The sequence below is a fragment of the Simiduia curdlanivorans genome, assembly GCF_030409605.1.
In the GTDB taxonomy this organism is placed as follows: domain Bacteria; phylum Pseudomonadota; class Gammaproteobacteria; order Pseudomonadales; family Cellvibrionaceae; genus Simiduia; species Simiduia curdlanivorans.
In genome coordinates, this window is record NZ_JAUFQG010000006.1 from 716,433 (window position 1) to 737,375 (window position 20,943).

18 protein-coding genes are annotated in these 20,943 nt (G+C 50.3%); 9 read left to right on the forward strand and 9 right to left on the reverse strand.

Going from position 1 to position 20,943, the window contains the following annotated elements; translation table 11 throughout:
• The first annotated feature begins 42 nt into the window (after positions 1 to 42).
• The 4 genes from QWY82_RS16975 to QWY82_RS16990 all read left to right on the forward strand — a co-directional run bounded on the left by QWY82_RS16975 (position 43) and on the right by QWY82_RS16990 (position 4,737).
• Positions 43 to 558 (forward strand): hemerythrin domain-containing protein, encoded by a 516-nt coding sequence (locus tag QWY82_RS16975; protein WP_290264787.1) that lies wholly within the window; start codon positions 43 to 45, stop codon positions 556 to 558.
• Between the two features lie 236 nt (positions 559 to 794).
• The gene (locus QWY82_RS16980; protein ID WP_290264788.1) at positions 795 to 2,795 is read left to right on the forward strand and encodes an FAD-dependent oxidoreductase; all 2,001 of its coding nucleotides are present in this window, start codon (positions 795 to 797) and stop codon (positions 2,793 to 2,795) included.
• Between the two features lie 4 nt (positions 2,796 to 2,799).
• Positions 2,800 to 4,146: a cytochrome c3 family protein gene (locus QWY82_RS16985; RefSeq protein WP_290264790.1), complete on the forward strand. Its 1,347-nt coding sequence runs from the start codon at positions 2,800 to 2,802 to the stop codon at positions 4,144 to 4,146.
• A 36-nt stretch (positions 4,147 to 4,182) separates the two neighbouring features.
• Positions 4,183 to 4,737 carry a Tll0287-like domain-containing protein gene (locus QWY82_RS16990; protein WP_290264792.1) on the forward strand — a complete coding sequence of 185 codons (555 nt, stop codon included), beginning with the start codon at positions 4,183 to 4,185 and terminating at the stop codon, positions 4,735 to 4,737.
• Between the two features lie 274 nt (positions 4,738 to 5,011).
• Here QWY82_RS16990 and nhaD read toward each other — a convergent pair whose 3' ends face one another.
• Positions 5,012 to 6,253: a sodium:proton antiporter NhaD gene (gene nhaD, locus QWY82_RS16995; protein ID WP_290264793.1), complete on the reverse strand. Its 1,242-nt coding sequence runs from the start codon at positions 6,251 to 6,253 to the stop codon at positions 5,012 to 5,014.
• A 182-nt stretch (positions 6,254 to 6,435) separates the two neighbouring features.
• Between nhaD and QWY82_RS17000 the strand changes: the two genes are divergently transcribed.
• The gene (locus QWY82_RS17000) at positions 6,436 to 6,936 is read left to right on the forward strand and encodes a DUF6491 family protein (RefSeq protein ID WP_290264795.1); all 501 of its coding nucleotides are present in this window, start codon (positions 6,436 to 6,438) and stop codon (positions 6,934 to 6,936) included.
• Between the two features lie 20 nt (positions 6,937 to 6,956).
• On the opposite strand, the gene QWY82_RS17005 is transcribed toward QWY82_RS17000, so the two are convergent.
• From QWY82_RS17005 to QWY82_RS17020, 4 genes are all read right to left on the reverse strand, one after another.
• Positions 6,957 to 8,144, reverse strand: coding sequence for a glycine C-acetyltransferase (locus QWY82_RS17005; RefSeq protein WP_290264796.1), 1,188 nt, complete (start codon positions 8,142 to 8,144; stop codon positions 6,957 to 6,959).
• Positions 8,145 to 8,243: 99 nt separating this feature from the next.
• On the reverse strand, positions 8,244 to 9,269 hold the full coding sequence (gene tdh, locus QWY82_RS17010; protein ID WP_290264798.1) for an L-threonine 3-dehydrogenase: 1,026 nt from the start codon (positions 9,267 to 9,269) through the stop codon (positions 8,244 to 8,246).
• Positions 9,270 to 9,508: 239 nt separating this feature from the next.
• A complete protein-coding gene (locus QWY82_RS17015) occupies positions 9,509 to 10,489 on the reverse strand; it encodes a hypothetical protein (protein WP_290264799.1) in 981 nt (326 codons plus the stop codon).
• 143 nt (positions 10,490 to 10,632) lie between these two features.
• Entirely contained in the window at positions 10,633 to 11,271 is a 639-nt protein-coding gene (locus QWY82_RS17020) for a helix-turn-helix domain-containing protein (protein WP_290264800.1), read from the reverse strand.
• A 243-nt stretch (positions 11,272 to 11,514) separates the two neighbouring features.
• Here QWY82_RS17020 and gcvP point away from each other — a divergent pair, with 243 nt between their 5' ends.
• Both gcvP and QWY82_RS17030 read left to right on the forward strand, forming a co-directional pair.
• The gene (gcvP, locus tag QWY82_RS17025) at positions 11,515 to 14,388 is read left to right on the forward strand and encodes an aminomethyl-transferring glycine dehydrogenase (protein ID WP_290264803.1); all 2,874 of its coding nucleotides are present in this window, start codon (positions 11,515 to 11,517) and stop codon (positions 14,386 to 14,388) included.
• Between the two features lie 560 nt (positions 14,389 to 14,948).
• A complete protein-coding gene (locus tag QWY82_RS17030) occupies positions 14,949 to 15,842 on the forward strand; it encodes a chemotaxis protein (RefSeq protein ID WP_290264805.1) in 894 nt (297 codons plus the stop codon).
• Between the two features lie 258 nt (positions 15,843 to 16,100).
• Here QWY82_RS17030 and QWY82_RS17035 read toward each other — a convergent pair whose 3' ends face one another.
• Positions 16,101 to 16,442 (reverse strand): PBPRA1643 family SWIM/SEC-C metal-binding motif protein, encoded by a 342-nt coding sequence (locus QWY82_RS17035; protein ID WP_290264807.1) that lies wholly within the window; start codon positions 16,440 to 16,442, stop codon positions 16,101 to 16,103.
• 518 nt (positions 16,443 to 16,960) lie between these two features.
• Here QWY82_RS17035 and QWY82_RS17040 point away from each other — a divergent pair.
• A complete protein-coding gene (locus QWY82_RS17040; RefSeq protein WP_290264808.1) occupies positions 16,961 to 17,461 on the forward strand; it encodes a 6TM ABC transporter family protein in 501 nt (166 codons plus the stop codon).
• Positions 17,462 to 17,673: 212 nt separating this feature from the next.
• Here the strand turns inward: QWY82_RS17040 and QWY82_RS17045 are convergent, their stop codons facing one another.
• From QWY82_RS17045 to QWY82_RS17055, 3 genes are all read right to left on the reverse strand, one after another.
• Positions 17,674 to 18,027, reverse strand: a complete 354-nt coding sequence (locus QWY82_RS17045) for a DUF1428 domain-containing protein (RefSeq protein WP_290264809.1) — start codon at positions 18,025 to 18,027, stop codon at positions 17,674 to 17,676.
• Positions 18,028 to 18,147: 120 nt separating this feature from the next.
• Positions 18,148 to 18,615: a YehS family protein gene (locus QWY82_RS17050; protein WP_290264810.1), complete on the reverse strand. Its 468-nt coding sequence runs from the start codon at positions 18,613 to 18,615 to the stop codon at positions 18,148 to 18,150.
• 459 nt (positions 18,616 to 19,074) lie between these two features.
• On the reverse strand, positions 19,075 to 19,554 hold the full coding sequence (locus tag QWY82_RS17055; RefSeq protein ID WP_290264811.1) for an Hsp20 family protein: 480 nt from the start codon (positions 19,552 to 19,554) through the stop codon (positions 19,075 to 19,077).
• 470 nt (positions 19,555 to 20,024) lie between these two features.
• On the opposite strand from QWY82_RS17055, the gene QWY82_RS17060 reads away from it, so the two are divergent.
• Entirely contained in the window at positions 20,025 to 20,864 is an 840-nt protein-coding gene (locus QWY82_RS17060) for a substrate-binding periplasmic protein (protein WP_290264812.1), read from the forward strand.
• Positions 20,865 to 20,943: the final 79 nt, after the last annotated feature.

Here is a 20,943-nt window from a genome sequence, read left to right on the forward strand (position 1 = left end):
TGCATGCAGTTCAAAACAAAAAGACACAAAAGGTAGCTATCTATGTTTGGATTTATTTCTGATTTTTTCACAGGTCGCAGCGCGCCCCAAGAAGCACCAAAACTTGCCGAAGCACCAAAACCGGGCACCACGTCTATTCCTTACGACCCAAACTTGATTGCTGCACTTGAAGCCGACCACTCAAAGCTTGTCGAACTTTATGGAAAAATGTGGGATGAAGGCTTCGACAAAAAGAATTACGTCAAACTATCTCGAATTCTGGGAGAATTTAAATCCCTCTTTCAAGGTCACCTGCTTAAAGAAAATGTAAGATTTTACGTTTACCTTGAACAATCATTGGGTGGCGATAAGCATACTCTAGCCGTGGTTAAGGAATTTCGATCAGACATGAATGATATCGCCAATGCGGTAATCGGCTTTTGCAAGCGCTACGGCAAAGGGCAATTTACCGCGGCTATGGAGTTGCAGTTTAAGAAAGATTATACCGCTATTGGCGAAGCCTTAACCCGTCGAGTTCAATCGGAAGAGCGCGACCTATATTCACTCTATCAAGCGTAGCGGCACCGACACTGCCGGCACAGGGTGCCGGCCCTGCCAGCTAGTCAGGTAAAAACCAGCATAACTATAAGAATGGAATCAGTAGATTGATTTAACGGCGCGCAGGCTTACGCACCGTTGTTGTTGAACAATTTACGGAGTTAAGCCGCACTGGATCAGAAAAATTGAACTCGCCCAAGGGCGGTCTGTTATTTCTTGCGCGATATATTGTATTAACCCACTATCCAGTGAGTGACATGGAAAACGCAAACCAACTTCGGCCTACAGCACAGCCTAGCGGTCGACCCAAAGCCTCGGGCAGTCAAACTGATTGCACCAACATCATTGTTGTTGGCACCGGGCCCGTCGGTATTCGTGCCGCCCGAATGCTAAAGGGGCAAAACCCTTGTCACAACATTTTGGTTTTCGGCGAAGAAACGTCTGCACCCTATAACCGCGTTCAACTATCCCTCTATTTATACGGCGAAATTTCGCGGGACGCGCTCACACTTCCCACTAAAACTGAACTCGAAGACGACATCGAATACCATTTCGGCAAGAAGGTCGTTGCCATCAATAAAGAAGATCGCCTGATTGTCGACCAATATGGCCAGAGCTATTTCTACGACAAGCTCATACTCGCCACAGGCTCCAAAGCGGTTTTCCCAGCTATACTCGGGAACACCTTAACCAACACCTTTACCTTCAGAACGCTCGAAGACACAGACAACTTATTAGCCCGAAAAAAGCACGGGCACGGCGTCTACATTATTGGCTCTGGCCCTCTCGGTATCGAAGCCGCCATCGGCATGAAAACCCGCGACAACCGCGTTTATCTACAGGCAAGAAATTACCTATTGGACCCCTCCTTGGATCGAAAAGCGCAAGAGATTCTCGGAGACAGCCTACAAACCGCCGGCATTTATGTCATCGAAGGCGATAACACAGAAAGTATTCTCGGCACCGACCACGTTATCGGTGTAGAGCTGAGCAGCGGCCGAATTATCGAATGCGATACCGTAGTATTTTGCACCGGCGTTACGGCAAATAAGGCCTTGGCAGATGGCGCCGAGCTAGCGACCAACAAAGGCATTCTCGTCAATGACGTCATGCAAACCAGCGACCCCTATATTTACGCGGTGGGCGAGTGCTCGGAACATGAGGGCAGAACCTATGGTTTAGTCGCACCTGGGTTTGAGCAAGTTACGGCTATGAGCACCCATGTCGCGGGCAACGCGCTGCCTTATACCGGTAGCAACACTAACATCAAATTGAAATTCGGCAGCCAATCGAGCGCCCTTATCGGTAAGGTCACCGATGCAGACTGCGAGACCTTTGTTTACGCAAATCGATTGAAAGGCATTTACCGTAAGCTGTTTCTCCACAATCAGGTGCTCGTGGGCTACATCTACATCGGCAACTGGATCGAACTAGCTCAACTACAGCAGGCGTACGCGGCTTGCACTCGGATTAAAACCAAAAGCCTCGAGCAATTCGAACAGACAGGGGTGCTATGGGACGATCCCAAACCCACCCACATTAAAGATCAGCCGGAAGAATATATCGTCTGCCTCTGTGAAAACGTCACTCGTGGCGCGCTAACCAAAGCCATGGAATCTGGTAACCGAACAATCGACAGTTTATGCAGCGCAACCAATGCCGGCGTTACCTGCGGGTCTTGTAAACCCTTGCTGGCAGAAATGCTTGATGCGCCCACACAAAATTTGGTGATGCGCCATTACAAATCCATTTACTGGTATTCCATTCTCGCCATCGCGCTGATGGTCGCAACGGTGCTGCTCAATCCCATCGGCATTGGCGAAAGCAGCCAGGTTAACTGGCAATTGGAAAAGCTCTGGTTCGATAATTTTTGGAAGCAAGTGAGCGGCTACAGCCTGCTTCTACTCAGCTTATTAGCTGCTGGGATATCCATTCGAAAGCGCTGGAAAAAACTCAATGTGGGCCATCTCGACGACTGGCGCTACGTTCACTCCATTATCGGTGTTATCGCATTGGTGATGTTGATGATCCATACCGGCATGCGCTTGGGGCACAATATGAACTTCGTGCTCATGGTGGTTTTTCTCTCGGCAACACTAACAGGCTCATTAGTAGGCGTGTTTATGGCTAGAAACCATCACTGGACCGACCTTAAGCTGCGCGAGCACCGCGCTTGGTGGTCGCGCGTACACTACACACTTTTATGGATGCTGCCAGCGCTGCTGAGTTACCACATACTGGCGGTTTACTATTTCTAATAATATGACTAATTACAATTTCAGGTTTTGGCATTACGGGCTGATTATCACTGCGCTGCTTTCGGGATTTCTCGGTTACAACTTGTGGCTGGGCGACAAGCGCGTTTTTATTTCCGGCCCGCCCACGCACGGCCATCATCAAATAGAAATGGCCTGCACCAGCTGCCATGGCGAAGGCTTTTCCGACGCAACCGTTATGCAAAATGCCTGTGAATCTTGCCATTTGGATGCACTCGACAAGTTTAGCGACACCCACCCCAAGTCAAAATTCACCGACCCACGAAATGCCGAGTTACTGTCACACCTAGATGCCACCCAATGTGTGAGCTGCCATCGAGAGCACAAACCGGAAATCACCCGGGCTTACGGCGTCACCTTAGCAAAAGATTTTTGCGCTCACTGCCATCAAGATATCGCCGAAGAGCGCGACAGCCATAAAGACTTTGGTTTTGAAACCTGCACTAACTCTGGCTGTCACAACTATCACGACAACACCGCTCTGTACGAAAACTTCCTCCGCAAACATGCCAATGAACCTGCACTGGGTAAAAAGCCCAAAATCCCGGCGCTGACTGGTTTAATTGAGTGGACCAAGAAAAACAAACAAACCCCAGCTCTGCAACAACAAGACGCCGATGCGCCATTAGAAAATAGCAACCAAAAAATTGTTAGCCAGTGGGCACTGAGTCACCACGCCATTGCCAATGTTAACTGCACACAATGCCACAGCCAAAACGAAAACTGGCAATCGAAGGGCACCGCGTTAACCATCGATAGCTGTGTCGAGTGCCACATCAAACAAAATGAAAGTTTTAAACAGGGCAAACATGGCATGCGCCTAGCAGATAGGCTAAGTGGCCAACTTTCGCCCATGTCGCCGACACTGGCAACCTTACCTATGCATAAAGATGCAATGCAACGGGTTAACACGTGTGTCAGCTGCCACGATCCACATCAACCCGACTTAACCTTTGCCGCGACCGACGCCTGTTTAGCGTGTCATAACGACGAACATTCGGCGAATTTTTACAACTCGAAACACGGGCAACTCTGGCGCGATAGTCAAAACGGCCTCTTGCCAGTAGAGCAAGCCGTTAGCTGTGCAACCTGCCATATGCCACGCCTGAAAAAAGGCAAAAAGGTTCACGCTGAACACAACCAAAATGCCAATTTACAACCCAACAGTAAAATGATTCGCAGCGTTTGCAGTCATTGCCATGGTGTGGAATTTACACTCGAAGCGCTGGCCAGCGAAGCGCAAATACAATCGAATTTTTCCAATAGCCTAGAGGGCCATCACAGTAGCATGGACCTCGTGCGCGATAGGATCGAGCAACGAAAGAAGCAGTAATTAATAAGGCCAACACTAGGAAAAGGAGTCACCAACATGAACAAGCAATTATTGATAGCCTCTCTTGCATTTGCCTCATTGAGTAGCGGCATAGCTCATGCAGAGATCACCCCGCAGCGCATGGCTGACGCCATCTACGCCGTCATCGCCTCAGATCGCGCTGTTTATACCACGCAAGTGGTCAATCGCCTGCAGAATGAAGACGAAGTCATCACTGCCGACGAGCACTGGAAAGAAGAATCTGCGCTACCGCTGCCCGCGCAAATGTTGCGCATGGGTGCCGAGGGCGTCGCCAAGCAGAACGCAGGCTTCACCTATGCGCTGCTATCAGAATGGCCCATCAACTCACAAAACTCGCCCAAAACCCCGATGGAAGCACAAGGGCTAACATTCGTTAGAACCAACCTGGGTAAAAACTTCTATGGCACTGAAGAGCTAGGCGGCAAGAAATACTTCACCGCCGTATACGCCGACATGGCCGTGTCTGAAGCCTGCACCAAATGCCACAACGATCATATCGACAGCCCTAAAACCGATTTCAAACTCGGCGATATTATGGGCGGCGTGGTCATGCGCATTCCGCTCGACTGATGCAATACAAAAAAAATGGGCGCCTAGCCACTGCTGTCCCACAAAAACGATATGACTATCGTTAGGCTTTAAGCCTCACAATAGATGCGACATCTCGGCGTATACTTGGACATGAGTTTGGCGCCCGCACAAGCGACACGACGTGAATACATCCATGTAGTCTCAACACCCGCATCCATGCGGGTGACGTTCGCTAGTACGGGCACCAAACTCTCCCGCGACATAACTGTGGGACAGCAGTGGCCTAGCGCCCTTTTTTTATTACCAACTGTGATTACAGCACTTGGTGCGCCAACACAAAGGTCAGCCAATAGCCGACAGAATAGGCAACCAGTAGATAGCCAAACATCGATAAGTAGCTAATGAAATTCAGCTCCTTCACTTTACTCATGGCAATAATACCGGCCGCCGAGCCGATAATTAGCATTGACCCACCTACGCCGGTGGCGTAAGTCATAGATAGCCAACTGGCTAGGTCCATTTCGACATCCGCCTTTAACACCGCCGCCGTCAATGGCACGTTATCAATCAGGGCCGACGACAAGCCCAACAAATAGTTAGCGTATTGTGGCGCCATCACTTCGTACATGCCGGTCAGGTAATTCAAGGTGCCAATCTCCTTTAACATACCAACGATGAGCAAAACGCCTAAGAAAAACAACAGCGTTTCAAACTCAATTTCGCGAATATAGTTCAAAATATTACGGTTGGTTTTTTTGCGCATTAAATACTGGGCCACCAAGAACATGCAGCTCAAACCAAATAGAAAGGTCAATACCGGTGGAATTTGAAAAAAGGCATTGAGAAAAAGCGTAGCGAAAATTGTCGCTAAGAATACACCAGAGATCACAATATCGTTGGACTCCAAGGGCTGGTGTTCGCCGCTAAAAACGATCCTGCCGCGCATGCGTACCGACATCATCGCGGCCAGTACTACCACACCGCAGAGTGACGGTGCTATGAGTAACAGCAAGTTGGGAATGCTTACCTTACCGGCTAGGAAAATCATCAGCGTTGTTACATCGCCCGTAATCAATGATACGCCACCACTGTTAACGGCAAAGACCACCAAGGTGGCGTATTTGAGGCGTTTGCGCACATGAATTTTTAAACTGGTTATCACCGCCAAAGACACCAAAGTGGCCGTGACGTTATCGGCAAAGGACGAAAACACGAAGGCGAAGCCACCCAGAAACACCATCAAGGTGCGCTCATGTAACTGGTTGGGTAGAATCCGCTGCACCAAACTCGAAACAAAGCCCTTGCTGTTAAGGTAAGCAACAAAGGTCATGGCCGACATTAAAAACAACCAGAGCGTGGCAATCTCGAGTAGGTTTTCATTCAACTGTTCCGATACCTGCTCTGGGCCGGAGCCATGCATGGGAAACAAATAAGCTAAAATCCAACACAAGGTGCCAATAAACAAGGTGGATTTGGCCTTGTTAATATGGATGACCTCCTCGAACACCACCATCAAAAAGGCAACAAATGCCAACAATCCTATAATCATACTCATTGAGGCCAAAACTCCGGGCTAAAATTTTGCCGCGCAGTTTACCCCTTAGTAGAAGTCGAACCAAGGTATTACTGAGCCCTCAGCCACCCATACCTCCTTTGAACTTTCTGCTTTACACAGGCTCTAAACCTCAACCCGCGACGTTCAAACCGAAAATCAGGTCGACCACAAAGGATGCACCTATGGCTGTTGTCAAAAATCTGTTTCTACTTTTAAGCCTCAGCTGCTTATTTAACTTAGCTCAAGCGGAATCAAACACTAAACCCGATTACCACTTCGAAGAACTGAAGTCTGTGAGCAGTATTCGAGCCTCTGACGTGAACGGCTGGGGTCGCATTAACGACCAAGTACTGGTGACAGGCCGAACCGCCTCGCGCAAATATATACTGGTACTGGCTCGGCCAGACCACGACCTCGCCTTTAGCACGGCACTAGGGGTAACCTCAAATGCCGGTCGAGTAGCCGTTAAATTCGACGAGGTTTACGCCGGCAATAGCACCATTCGGGTGGGCAACCGCATCATGATGATTTACGAAGTGAAAGGCAGCGACGCCATGAAACATGCTCGCGCACTGTTTGAGCTACGCGATTGCGAAAGCCAAAAAAATGCGGATTGTTCGAGCTTTACCAAGGCGGTAGAAGACACCACTGTGCCGGCACCGAAACAAGGAGCGGCACAATGATGATCAGGTATTAACAGAGCTTAAAAGCCTAAGGCCATTTTCGCCTTACCAAAGGCATCAATGGCCATATCCAATTCCTGCTGGGTAATGGCCGCCGACATTTGGGTGCGAATGCGGGCCTTGCCTTTGGGCACAACAGGGAAAGAAAAAGCCACCACGTAAACACCTAATTCGAGCATTTTTTCTGCCAGCGCGGCAGCTTTTTTAGCATCGTATAACATCACCGGTACGATGGCGTGCTCGCCCGGCAATAGATCGAAGCCGTGCTTTTCCAGACCGGCGCGGAAATAGGCCGTGTTAGCTTTAAGTTGTTCACGCAGCTTATCGTCTTGCACCAATTCCAACGCCTTGATAGCTCCAGCAACCACTGGCGGCGCTACGGTGTTAGAAAATAAGTAAGGGCGCGAGCGCTGGCGCAGCATGTCTACCACTTCTTGGCGCGCGGCAGTGAAGCCACCACTGGAACCACCCAAGGCTTTACCGAGGGTGCCAGTGATAATATCCACCCGCCCCATGACGCCGCAATGCTCTGGACTGCCGCGGCCTTTATCGCCGACAAATCCCGTGGCATGGGAATCGTCCACGTGCACCAGTGCATTGTATTTTTCCGCAAGATCACACAATTTTTGCAAGTTGGCGATATAGCCATCCATGGAAAACACACCGTCGGTGCTGATCAATTTAAACCTAGCACCGTTTTTATCGGCTTCGATCAACTGCGCCTCTAGGTCTGCCATGTCGCTGTTTTTATAGCGATAACGCGCCGCTTTGCACAGGCGCACACCATCGATAATTGAAGCGTGATTTAACTCGTCGGAAATAATCGCATCGTCAGCGGTCAGCAGCGTCTCGAATAAACCGCCGTTGGCATCGAAGCAACTGGGGTAGAGAATGGTGTCTTCCATACCCAAAAAAGCACTGAGCTTTTGCTCTAGGGTTTTATGCAATTGCTGGGTGCCACAAATAAAACGCACCGACGCCATACCGTAACCCCAAGTTTTCAAGCCCTCGGCACAGGCCGCTTGAATCTCCGGGTGTTGCGCCAAGCCTAAATAATTATTGGCGCACAAGTTGAGCACTTTTTTTCCGCCATTAACGGCAATCATCGCGCCCTGCGGGCCCTCAATGAAGCGCTCGCTTTTATACAAACCTGCTTCTTTAATTTCTTGCAGCTGAGTTTGTAAGTGTTGCTGAAATTTTCCGTACATAATTTTTCCTGAAAAAGTTAACAGGAAAAGTCCTTGCGCGCCCGCGCGCGCCCTTCCTGTAAGCTGTAAGCTGTAAGCTGTTTACTGTCAGCTGCTTTTTTATTCCCAACTCAGAATCACTTTCGCCGCATCGCCGGCGATCATGGCATCGAAGCCCTTTTGAAATTCGGTGTAATGTAAACGGTGAGTGATGACCGGCGTGATATCCAAACCGGTTTCCACCATCACGCTCATCTTGTACCAGGTTTCGTACATTTCGCGGCCGTAGATGCCTTTGATGGTGAGCATATTAAAAATCACTTTATTCCAATCAATGGCCACGTCTTCGGCCGGAATACCGAGCATGGAGATCTTGCCACCGTGGGCCATGTTGTCGAGCATGGAGTTAAACGCCGCGGGGCTACCAGACATTTCTAAACCCACGTCAAAGCCTTCACTCATGCCCAAGCTTTTTACCACATCTTCCAACTTTTCTTGGGTGACATTGACTGTGCGCGTTGCGCCTAACTTGGCGGCGAGCGCCAGACGGCTATCGTTTAAATCGGTAATGACAATGTGGCGTGCGCCTGCGTGTTTACACACGGCTGCAGCCATGGCGCCAATGGGGCCACTGCCGGTAATCAAGACATCTTCACCCAATAAGGGCCATTGCAGGGCAGTGTGTACGGCGTTGCCGAAGGGGTCGAACAAGGCCGCCACGTCGAGATCGATACCAGGGCGATGCTCCCACACATTGGCCGCCGGCAGTGCCACATATTCGGCAAAAGCACCGGCGCGATTAACGCCAATACCGGAGGTGTCGTTGCACAAATGACGGCGCCCGGCCATACAGTTGCGACAGTGGCCACACACCACATGGCCCTCGCCCGAGACAATTTGGCCGGGCTCGAAGTCCACTACGCTAGAACCCACCGAGACTATTTCGCCAACAAACTCGTGGCCGATCACCATGGGCGTTTTAATGGTTTTTTGCGACCATTTATCCCACTTATAAATATGCAGGTCGGTGCCGCAAATGGCAGTGCGTTTTACCTTAATCAACACGTCGGTGGGGCCGACTGTGGGCTCAGGAACATCTTCCAACCATAAACCGACTTTGGCTTCGCGCTTAACGAGTGCTTTCATGAACAACTCCTGATGTAGACCCTACAGTGATAGGCCAAACTCGGCGGTTTAACCAACCCTTTTAAGGAAAATGAGCGGGGCAACCTGCATCAGCTTGCGGGCCACCAAATTTGCGACGCGAAGATTATCGGGGAAAGCGTCGGCGGTAACAGACCCCGCAGTCAAATGACAATAATTTCACACTAGGCTTGGTTTCAAGCAAGGAATATTAATTAGGGCAAACTTAGACGCAATAACTGCTAGCGTGCACCGATGATCACATCGCCTAATTCAAGCACCCGGGTATCTTTGGTCAGAGATGCCAAATCCGCGGTCTGTAGATAGCGACGGAACTCGGTATCGGCCAGCATTTCTGCCACCCTCGGGTGGGATTTCACTCGGTTGATGCGGTGATAAGCATCCACCAACTGCGCCGCCGTCTCCTGTTCGAGCTGGCGATCGGTTAAGGCTTCCAGCTCGCGCTGCAGTGCCCATAGGTCTTTTACCGGTGCCGTGGCGATCAACTGATCAAAGGTGGGATCTTCGGTGAGTGCGAACACATCGCGATCTAGCAACAGATGTTGAGCCGAGGGCGAGGTTAGCAATTGGGTGAACTCTGGCTGCAGGGAAATTTTCTGTAATAACTTCACCCCTTTAAGCGGCGACAACACGATGGCATTAATCAGTTGGCTCACCGGCAATTCAGAGGGGGTGTCGAAGGCGTCCGTCTCATAGCCGTAATCGGACAAGCTGGTGGACTCGTCGAGCAGCGTCGAATGCTTGCGCAGCTGATCAAAGTCAGGCTTTACTCCGGCCAGAAACGCGATAATGGCCGCCATAGCCGCACCAGCCAACAAACCGACAATCATTCCCATCAGGCGCGAACCAAAACCAAGCTTGGCGGCGTCTGCGCTATTAACAACGGTTTCATCAACGTCGCTATCAGCGCATGGCTTAGGCTCGGCTTTTGGCTTCAACATGCGCGTTAACAATGAGCAGCCGGCACTGTAAAACAAGCCAAACATCAAGCCACCCACCACCAGCTGGTGGAAGTAGCTTGGCCAATCAAACCAAGTGCGGGTAATCGCCACCGCCGGCGCCAGCAAAGCCCCGGTAATGACCAGTGCCAATACCAAAAGCTGTAGGCGAAATAGGCTGTGGGAAAAACCTTGCAGGAAGCCACGCACACCCATACCGAGGGTAAGGGCTACAGCTATCCAAAATATCGGCGACTCAATCATAGTATTACGGCCTCTCCTTCGACCTTCTCTTACGCTTTGCCATGACTCCGCCCTGAGTCAAATTCTTACACCTTTTCGACACTTGCGGTAATCGGCCACAGACCAAGAACTACCAAGCGCCATATTTATGCGACCAACTACCGCTATCGGCTAGTTACCCATAGCACCACGGCATCGGCCTTAGACACAGATACCAAACAATGACCCATGCGCGCGTCATAATAGATGGAGTCACCCTCGGAAAGTTTCACCGGTTCGTAAAATTCTGTGTAAACCTCTACCACGCCACTCAGCACCAACATGAACTCCTCGCCCTCGTGCCGCACCCAATCTTCAAAATCATCGAAGCTGCGCGCGCGCACTGTGCATTTAAACGGCACCATCTTTTTATCGCGCATTTGGGTGCACAACAACTCGTGCTCATAGGTGGTGGTTGGGTGCGGCGTGCCCTCGTCCTTGCGAGTAATGTCGCGCCGGCCATTGGCCGTGGGGCCATCTTGGGGCGGCACGAACAATTGCGGGATATCGATACCCAAACCGGCGGTTAGCTTTTGCACTGCCTGAAAGGTGGGGGAGATTTGCTCATTTTCAATCTTTGATAGGGTCGATCGCGCCAAACCCGTTAGCCGGCTGGCCTCTTCCAAGGTCAAATTGTTGGCCAAGCGAATCTCTTTAAGGCGCTTACCCAGCTGCAAGGGCTCAACAAATTTACCGTCGTCTTTACGGGCTACTTCCAGCACAGAGGTTTGATCAGGCATTTTCTTGGCTTCCAACTCGCTCATGTCCGTCCTTTAAGCCGCTAAAAACGGGGGCTTTGCCGATGATGGGTGCGATACTACACGCGAATTTCCCCACTGCAAGGATAATAACAAAAGTTTCCTATAGGAAATTTGAATTGCTGGTTAGGAAACCTCCTGCTAGTATGCCGGCCTTAAAATCCGCCCAAGTCGAGCACCTTTTTGGCTGCTAGACTTGGCACTTTCCCAGCAGCCTTTTCACTGCAGCCATTGCGACAGGTAGATCATATGACCAGCCGTCTTCACCAGCTTGCCCATCACCATGAATTCATCGGCCGCCACATAGGCCCAGACCCACAGGACACCAACGAGATGTTGGCAGCTCTTGGCGTCTCTAGCATCGATGAACTGGTGGATAAAACGGTTCCGGCAAAGATTCGCTCCAATACCACGGCGGTATTGGGAGCGGCTGTGACCGAAAACGAGGCGCTGGCTTACCTGAAAGCCGTTGCCGGCAAGAACAAGGTGTTCAAAAGCTACATTGGCATGGGCTACCACGACACCCACGTACCTCATGTGGTGTTGCGCAATGTGTTGGAAAACCCGGGTTGGTACACGGCCTACACGCCCTACCAACCGGAAATTGCCCAGGGTCGGCTGGAAGGCCTGTTGAATTTCCAGCAGATGATCCTGGATTTGACCGGCATGGAACTGGCCAACGCCTCCATGCTCGACGAAGGCACCGCTGCGGCTGAAGCCATGGCCATGTGCAAACGCCAGATGCGCAAGAACAAGTCCGACAACTTCTTCGTGGCCGACGACACCCACCCGCAAACCATCGCCGTGGTGCAAACCCGCGCCGAGCACTTCGGTTTCAACGTGATAGTGGGCAACCCCGAAACGGATCTAGACCAGCAAGATTACTTCGGCGTATTACTGCAATACCCAGGCACCACGGGCGAAGTGAAAGACCTCACGGCCATTATCGACAAGGTTCACGCGGCCGACGCGCTAGCCACGGTGGCCACCGACCTGATGAGCATGGTGCTGTACAAGTCGCCAGGTTCTATGGGCGCCGACGTCGTAGTAGGCACTAACCAACGCTTCGGCGTACCCATGGGTTTCGGCGGCCCGCACGCCGGTTTCTTCGCCTTCCGCGATGCTTACAAGCGCTCGGCACCCGGCCGTATCATCGGCGTCTCCATCGACGCCCGCGGTCGCCAAGCCTTCCGCATGGCCATGCAAACCCGCGAGCAACACATTCGCCGCGAGAAAGCTAACTCCAACATTTGTACCTCACAGGTCTTGCTGGCCTTGATGTCGGCCTTCTACGCCATTTACCACGGCCCAGACGGCTTGAAGCGCATCGCCACGCGCATCCACCATTTAACTAACATGCTGGCCATAGGCTTAAAAGATGCCAACTTCACCTTGGCCCACAGTAGTTGGTTCGACACCCTCACTGTGCAAGTGGGTAGCAAGCAACAGGCATTATTCGATAAAGCCATCGCCGCCGAAATCAACCTGCGCAAGGTCGGCACAGACGGCCTCGGCATCAGCCTAAACGAAACCACTACCGGAGAAGATTTGGCCAAGTTGCTGGCTGTGTTTGGCGCCAGCACCGATATCGACGCCCTCGATGCCAAGGCCGAAAGCCCGATCACTGAAGCGCTCGAGCGCAAGCTGCCCTACCTCACCCACCCGGTGTTCAACAGCTACCACTCAGAAACCGAAATGCTGCGCTATTTGAAGCGCTTAGAATCGCGCGACTTGGCCTTAAACCAAGCCATGATTCCGCTCGGTTCTTGCACCATGAAATTGAACGCCACGGCGGAAATGATTCCCGTCACCTGGCCCGAGTTCGGTAAGCTGCACCCCTTCGCGCCTATCGATCAAGCCGACGGCTACAAGCAGCTGTTCGAAGAGCTGCAAGATATGCTCAAAGCCTGCACCGGTTACGATGCCGTGAGTTTGCAACCCAACGCCGGCTCGCAAGGTGAATACGCAGGTCTGGTGGCCATTAAAAAGTACTTCCAATCAAAAGGCGAAACCAACCGTAACATCTGCTTGATTCCACAATCGGCGCACGGCACCAACCCCGCCACCGCGATGATGGTGAGCATGCAAGTGGTGGTGGTGAACTGCGACAAGCAAGGCAACGTCGACCTGAACGATTTGCGCGCAAAAATAGAAGCCTACGGCGAGCAAATCGCCGCGCTGATGATCACCTACCCGTCTACCCACGGCGTATTCGAGGAAGGCATCACCGAAATTTGCGACATGATCCACGCCATTGGCGCGCAGGTATATATCGACGGCGCCAACATGAACGCGCTGGTGGGTATTGCCGCACCGGGTAAATTCGGCGGCGATGTTTCACATTTGAATTTACATAAGACTTTCTGCATTCCACACGGTGGCGGCGGCCCGGGCATGGGTCCCATCGGCGTGGGCGCGCACTTGGCACCCTTCTTGGCCGGCCACCCGGTAACCGCAGTACCTGGCACAGACCCAAGCAACGGCACCATTTCCGCCGCCCCTTGGGGCAGCGCTTCGATTCTGCCGATTAGCTGGATGTACATCAAAATGATGGGCGCCGAGGGCATGAAAGCGGCGACCGAGTACGCCATGCTCAACGCCAACTATGTGGCGAAAAAATTAAGCGAGCACTTCCCCATTCTGTACAAAGGCAGCAACGGCTTCATCGCCCACGAGTGCCTACTGGATTTGCGCCCGCTCAAAGAAGCCTCAGGTGTCACCGAAGAAGACATCGCCAAGCGCCTAATGGATTACGGCTTCCACGCCCCCACCATGAGCTTCCCGGTTGCCGGCACCCTGATGATCGAGCCCACAGAATCGGAAGCCAAAGTAGAACTCGACCGCTTTATCGAGGCGATGATTTCTATTCGCAACGAAGTGGCAAAAGTGGAATCTGGCGAGTACAGCGCCGACAACAACCCACTACACAACGCGCCACACACGCAAGAAGATGTGCTGTCAGAAACCTGGGACAGACCCTACTCGCGTGAAGTGGCAGTACGCCCAACAGCCTTCCTAAAAGGTCACAAATACTGGCCGACAGTAAACCGTATCGATAACGTGTACGGCGATCGGAATTTGGTGTGTGCGTGCCCGAGTATTGAGAATTATCGGGAAGACTGATGCCTAGTATGCTTGGCAGATTTTGAAAAGAGCGCTTCTGCGCTCTTTTTTTTCAGGTATTAATCTAGGAATATTCCGTTATTAAGGTTTACATTCTAGGTAACAATGCGACCACGCTTACAGAAATGGACGATAAGCAATCATCTATCAGCCGTTTAATAATTACATGCTTTGGAGCGGCTAACCGCTAGGTTTGACGGAAAACGTGCAGACTATATGGCTTGCAGATGTATTTGAACAATGAAAACTATCAAGACGGCTCCAATCGGCACAGGTAGCAGACAGGTCAGTAAATAAAGGCGCTTCGGCGCCTATATTTATGGGCACTCGAAAATTCGAACATTCGCTTTCAATAGCGGCGATTCAATACCGCGATCGCCACCGGTGTGACCTACCGTAGTAAGCTAGAATAATGGACTATAGTGTTCTATCTAATAAAGCTGTTTTCTTTTGGATGGCAACGCGTATGGAGAGAATCGGGTAAACTAGTCACAAACGTGCGACGATTATCGCAATCTCAAAACGCCGCTTGAGCAACTGGTTTTACTAGGAATAAATTCGTGACTTCTAAAGCACAGCACTCCCAAGGTCTACTGCTGTTCCGGCTCCACAACGGCCGACAATTCGCCTTGGGAACATTGAAGATAAAAGAGCTTTTCCCGTATAAAACGATCACGCCGCTCATTCACTCCGAACCAGGTGTGATGGGTGCAGTGACCATTCGCCAACAAACCATTCCTGTTATCGACATGGCTCAAGTTATCGGTATCGGTGCAATTCCCCAGGATAAAATTGAGCAATCATTTATTCTGGTTACTGACTGCCAGCGCAAAACCGTCGGCTTTTTAGTCAGCGGCATAGACCAAATTATTGAGACAAACTGGAAGCAAATCAAACCGCCGGCTAAAGCCTTAGGAAAAAACGTCTATATTACCGGCACAGTTAACGTCGATAACGAACTGGTGCAATTGATGGATATAGAGTTGCTGCTTGCGAGAATGTATCCCGACGCCGACAACCACACCCATGTCGCCATTACCGACCTAGAAAGAGAAAGACTGAAAGCGTTAAACATTTTGGTGGTGGACGACTCACGAATCGCCCGAAAGCAACTCACCGATGTGTTAAATCAGCTCAACATCAGTTTTCTGGTAACGGACAATGGCTCAAACGCACTAGACATAATGAAGAAGCAAGCTAGCGAAGGCCGCCCCATTGATATTCTGGTCAGCGATATCGAAATGCCAGGACTGGACGGCTACGAACTGACCTTCGAAGTTCGCAACGTTCCGGCGTTAGCGGGTGCGTATATTATTTTGCACACGTCGCTTTCCAGTGCCATCAGTGTGAGCCAGGCTAAGCAGGTTGGCGCCGACGAGGCGCTGGAAAAATTTGATGCTAGGGAATTAATTGCGTCTATGCTTTCAGGGGCGAACCTTAGAGTTAAAAATTGAATACTATGCCGTGATACAAAATGCGCTTTTAGTAACAGCAAAAACGCATTATCTTGGCTATGGCTGGTTCGTATGAGCGCGACAATAGCCACTCTCGTCTAAGCTGATGGTCTCCGCTTCGCTCCCGAGCACTGAAGAAAAACATTCTTAGTCTATGGCTCGCATAAAAAGGCAATGAGAAAACCATCAGCACTGGTAAAATTTCCGAGAATAATATTGAGAATTAAAAGACATCAACAGCAAGGCTAATTAATTCATTTACCCGCAACACTTCTTAAATTTTTTGCCACTACCACAGATACAAGGGTCATTACGCGCTGGTGTTTTTTCGACGGTAACCGTGCCAGTCTTACCAAGCAGTGCGGTGAGCTCCGCGATAGATTCAACCGCACCTTCGCGCGTGTCTACACTAACCACAGCATGTAACTTAGCTTCAGCCACCAAAGCCTGCATTTCCTGTTTTCTAGCCTCGCTGGTAACAACCAAGACTAGGGGCTTTTTCTTGGTGCCAGCCTTAACACTACTCTTTGCTTCATAGCCGAATGCTACATGATTCTCGCGCGCATCAATGCGGCCCATGAAAAACATTTTGTCTGACATTTAATAACCCAACACAGGGGGAAAGGACAAGCAGCAACCCTAAAGGCTGGCTGCTGCGGTAGCCGACAAGCTTAGCACGACGGCCCAATTAACACCCTATGGGTCAAGCTGGGCTCTAAGAATATTTGGTATCTTTGGCTGCCAAGGCTTCGAAAAATGATTGGGACAATGTAAAAGCTCACCCACATCATCGAGCATTCAATATAGGGCTCGGTCTCCGAGTTCATTTGCGAAGTGAAGAAGTTGAATTAAGTGTGATAATTGCTGGTGGATGCTGCGCGCAATGAGCGCCATTTGGTAGCTGTCAATTCTCGGCTTCATCGCACTTAACATCCATGCCCGTTAACCGCGTTCCACCATAAACCTCGAACCGCTTGACCGTGCCGACGAGCGTCTATCTCAACGTCATGTCAGCGCACCTCAGCTATCCGACCTAGACCTGCTCACTTATTAATAGACTGCTAGTCTATTCGGGTCGCACTTCTCACAACATCCGTTTTCGCAACACTGGAGCACACATGAATAAACTATTGCTCGCCACCGCCCTCGTCTGCAACGCATTGAATACTCAGGCCGCACCGTGCGAGGGCGAGGCTTTCCGCCAATTTGATTTCTGGCTCGGGCACTGGAATGTCTACACCCCTAACGGCACGCTAGCCGGCACTAACAATATCACCCGCAGCTATGGCGGCTGTGTCGTGCAAGAACATTACGAGACGGTCAAAGGCTATACGGGCGAAAGCCTGAATATTTACGACGCCGGGCGCGAGCGCTGGCATCAGACTTGGGTGGATAACCAAGGCACGTTACTTTTGCTCGAAGGCGGTATGGTCGAAGGCGGTATGGTCGAAGGCAGCATGATTCTGGCCGGGCAAACCCAAAGCGCAAACGGTGTGATAACCCAACACCGCATTAGTTGGACAGCGAACGCCGATGGCAGCGTGCACCAACACTGGCAGTCCACTGATAAAGAAGGCCAATGGCAAACAGCGTTTATGGGCCGCTATACCCGGCAGTAACATTTAGGCCACCACACACTGCCCGAAATAGTTCGGTTCGGTGCTACTAGCTTAAGGGTGACCGGCAGAACATTGGACAATGTTGACTTGGGGCCTTTACGTTAAGGGGAAAAATCCGGTTAAGCTTCAATTCTGTCGGTTCACCTTCTTCGAGGTAAAATAAACCAAGCCTATAATCCCGATAACTCAAGAACCCAACCCGTGATCAAACCTTATTCTTCAGATACAACTGAAAAGCCGCCATAGATAAGTCGCTTGCCGTCGAATGGCATGGGATTGTTATCTGGGTGCATTTTTGGGTCATCCATGGCTGCTTGCCAACCAGCATCCCTAACCGCCTTCGACGGCCAAATAATCCAAGAGAACACGACCGTTTCATTTTCCTTCTTTTGCACGGCCATTGGAAAAGACGTGACTTCGCCATCGGGCACATCATCGCCCCATGTGTCGACCACTTCTAGTGCGCCATGCTGCTTAAAAACAGCCGCCATAACCTTGGCGTGCTCTACATACTGGCTTTTATTTTCGTTCGGTACAGCGGCGACAAATCCATCGACATACGACATATCAAGCTCCTTACACTAGATTAAAAATAAAAATTAAGCAGACAACTTAGTTAGCAATAACCAAATTCTACATTAAACACAGACATGTAATCAGGGGTTAGAAAGTTCCGCGGTCACGACCTAGCGATATTGCAAAGCCAAACCGGCGAGGAAATTGCGTAAAAATTGATCCATACATTCCCGATAATGTTTATGGCCCGGCTTTCTAAACAGCGCACTCAACTCATGCTTACTAATATTCACTTTCGCCAAAGACAGAATGGCAAGCATGTCTTCCGCCTTCAAATCGAGTGCAATTTTCAATTTCATGAGAATACTGTTATTAGTGAGCACCGTTTCCGGCAACCGTTCTTGTAGCGGATCAACCCCTTCCTTTTTACCGCGCTTTTCGACAATAAGGCCATTGAGAAATGCCGCGAGATAGGTATCACTGCATAACTCGGTATCAGTCTCATCTTTAGCGTTTAACCACTCGCTAACCTGTGCTTGAGTGACACGCTGACCTCCCATCTGAAACAGCGCGATAAGCTTTGTGTCATTAAAGTCAAAGACGTAACGGATGCGGCGCAATATATCGTGGTTATTCATGCGTATTCCTGTAGGACTAGGGTTGAAAGCCCGGTTATTATGCGTGCGCAGCCAGAACAGGAGCAAGGACAGTCGTCAACTAAGGCCTCCTGACCTGTGTGAACTTCAAATAAAGCCTAGCGCAATACGCTATGTTTCGCCTTTAGCGCCCACCCAGAAGCGATGTAAGGCTGCTAAGTCTTAGCATGATGGGCTTGGCGAAGCGCCGAGATATTGGGCTTCACAACGCCGCATCGACGCAAAACTGGAGCGTGTGTCCATCACAGAGAAACTAGCTAACCGTCGGGTCGAAACCTAGGCCCGCATTTGTAAAGACTATCGACACGGATTGCTCAATCGAATGTCGAAGCCGACAAGATCCGGCCCACTTCCCAGCTCTCCATCTTCCCCAGCAAAATCCTTAGGGTTGATAATGACAGCCACAAAAAAAGGGTGCACATACGTGCACCCTAGGTCGAGTTAGGCCGCCTTATCGCCTTTGTTAATATCCTCCTTTGCCGTGTGTTCCAATACATTGCCGCGGTGGTTAATGGCAATAGTCTTAGGCTTCATGGCCTCGGGGATTTCTTTCACGAGATCGATGGTAAGCAATCCATTAGAAAGATCTGCGCCGGTCACTTCGACATAATCTGCCAAATTGAACTTGCGTTCAAAGGTTCGGTTAGCAATACCTTGGAACAGGTACTGACCGTCATCTTTGGCGCCTTTAGTGCCGCGAACGGTTAGTACGCCCTTTTCAACTTGAATATCGAGTTCAGCCTGAGTAAAACCGGCAACGGCCAAAGTAATGGCGTATTGGTTGTCCTCGCACACCTCGATATTGTAAGGCGGATAACCGCTCGCACTTGTATCGGTTGTTAAGGCACTATCGATCAACGATGCCAAGCGATCAAAACCAACGCTACTGCGATAGAGAGGTGTTAAGTCAATTGATTTCATAGAATATTCTCCTTTAAGAAGCAACACAAAATAAAAGCAATTAAGGGTGAAAAGGCCTCCAACGGACTACCCAATCACACCTCGTATCTAGGTTTTATTGAGGAAATTTCAAGGTTAGGTAAATAAAATTTTTTCATGAAAATTTTATTTACTACGAATCTTTGTGATATATCTCAGAGCTACTACACCTGAACTCTAGGCAGATAAGAAAGCCTGAAAGCCCTATTATCATTAGCCCTAGCACGCCAGCGGAGGGCAAATTAGCGATGGATGATATACAGTAGACAGGACTACTGCGCATGCCAAGGCTATCCCAATAGCGCGGCTTAGTGCTCGCAAAACCCATCGGGAAGATATGGCACTAATAGGGCTCAGAAAGACAGGTTTAGCAGCCCGTTGCCAAACACTCTATACTAAGATTCTAGCTCGGCCTAAATTCCGATAGCTGTGCAAATAGATTGAAGGAAGACATGGTCCAACAGAACAATCAATCTGGCGGCATGAACATTCAAAGCCAATCCTTGGTCGGCTTTTTTCTTGGTCTCGTATTCTTGGTAGGCGCTGGAAACCTTAGCGCCAAATGCATTAAAACTGTGCGTTGGAGTGACGACCCGCCTTATTCTTGGCGTAGCGACGATGGTGAATTACACGGCATCTACATAGATTTCAGTCGTGCGCTAATGCAGCGTTTAAACTGTGAACCTCAATTCGTGCAATTACCTTGGGCGCGAGCCTTGGCTGAGCTAGAAGCTGGCCGGCTGGACCTGTTATTCGGCGCATTTATCGATACCAATCGAGAGCGTTTTGCGTATTTTTCTCTTCCTATCAACCGTTCACCTAATGTACTTTTCATCACAACGACGGCCGCTGAAAAATACGATTTAAAGCAGCTCGCGGATATTATGGGCACAAATTTTCGCTTGGGCGCCCAGATCGGGGTCAACTACAACGGCGACTTCGAAAAGCTGCACCAAAACCCCGCGCTTAATGAGCGGCTGCTGAAAATGACAAACCGGCAAGGCGGCTGGAAGATGATGGCGGTTAATCGATTAGACGGGCTCATCGCCGATGAAGTAACTGCGCTCAGGGAGCTACAGGAACTCGGGTTGATGCACGTCATCCATAAAGGTACCATTGAAATTTCCGGTCAGGCCGCCGCTATGGCCTTCAGTAAAAAAAGCGTCAGCGCAGATTTCGTGCAACAGTTCAATGCCAACTTAGAAGCCATGAAATTAGAGGGTAGTTATAAAGCCGTACTAGCTCGTTACCTTCCTTGCGATATCGACATTGAGCAACTTGGCTGCCGCTAGGTTGCGGCTCTACACTGCATCGATTCGATTGTTTTAGGTCCTCATAGACCGGCAGATTACACTTACTAAGCGGCAAGGA

Bases quoted from the DNA above. Each gene is read 5' to 3' on its own strand.
- QWY82_RS17020 (WP_290264800.1), bottom strand. From the start codon at position 11,271: ATGAGCGAGTTGGAAGCCAAGAAAATGCCTGATCAAACCTCTGTGCTG.
- QWY82_RS17015 (WP_290264799.1), bottom strand. From the start codon at position 10,489: ATGATTGAGTCGCCGATATTTTGGATAGCTGTAGCCCTTACCCTCGGT.
- QWY82_RS16985 (WP_290264790.1), top strand. From the start codon at position 2,800: ATGACTAATTACAATTTCAGGTTTTGGCATTACGGGCTGATTATCACT.
- QWY82_RS17050 (WP_290264810.1), bottom strand. From the start codon at position 18,615: ATGAATAACCACGATATATTGCGCCGCATCCGTTACGTCTTTGACTTT.
- QWY82_RS17055 (WP_290264811.1), bottom strand. From the start codon at position 19,554: ATGAAATCAATTGACTTAACACCTCTCTATCGCAGTAGCGTTGGTTTT.
- QWY82_RS16975 (WP_290264787.1), top strand. From the start codon at position 43: ATGTTTGGATTTATTTCTGATTTTTTCACAGGTCGCAGCGCGCCCCAA.
- QWY82_RS17035 (WP_290264807.1), bottom strand. From the start codon at position 16,442: ATGTCAGACAAAATGTTTTTCATGGGCCGCATTGATGCGCGCGAGAAT.
- tdh (WP_290264798.1), bottom strand. From the start codon at position 9,269: ATGAAAGCACTCGTTAAGCGCGAAGCCAAAGTCGGTTTATGGTTGGAA.
- QWY82_RS17045 (WP_290264809.1), bottom strand. From the start codon at position 18,027: ATGTCGTATGTCGATGGATTTGTCGCCGCTGTACCGAACGAAAATAAA.
- QWY82_RS16990 (WP_290264792.1), top strand. From the start codon at position 4,183: ATGAACAAGCAATTATTGATAGCCTCTCTTGCATTTGCCTCATTGAGT.
- gcvP (WP_290264803.1), top strand. From the start codon at position 11,515: ATGACCAGCCGTCTTCACCAGCTTGCCCATCACCATGAATTCATCGGC.
- QWY82_RS17060 (WP_290264812.1), top strand. From the start codon at position 20,025: ATGGTCCAACAGAACAATCAATCTGGCGGCATGAACATTCAAAGCCAA.
- nhaD (WP_290264793.1), bottom strand. From the start codon at position 6,253: ATGAGTATGATTATAGGATTGTTGGCATTTGTTGCCTTTTTGATGGTG.
- QWY82_RS17005 (WP_290264796.1), bottom strand. From the start codon at position 8,144: ATGTACGGAAAATTTCAGCAACACTTACAAACTCAGCTGCAAGAAATT.
- QWY82_RS16980 (WP_290264788.1), top strand. From the start codon at position 795: ATGGAAAACGCAAACCAACTTCGGCCTACAGCACAGCCTAGCGGTCGA.
- QWY82_RS17000 (WP_290264795.1), top strand. From the start codon at position 6,436: ATGGCTGTTGTCAAAAATCTGTTTCTACTTTTAAGCCTCAGCTGCTTA.
- QWY82_RS17040 (WP_290264808.1), top strand. From the start codon at position 16,961: ATGAATAAACTATTGCTCGCCACCGCCCTCGTCTGCAACGCATTGAAT.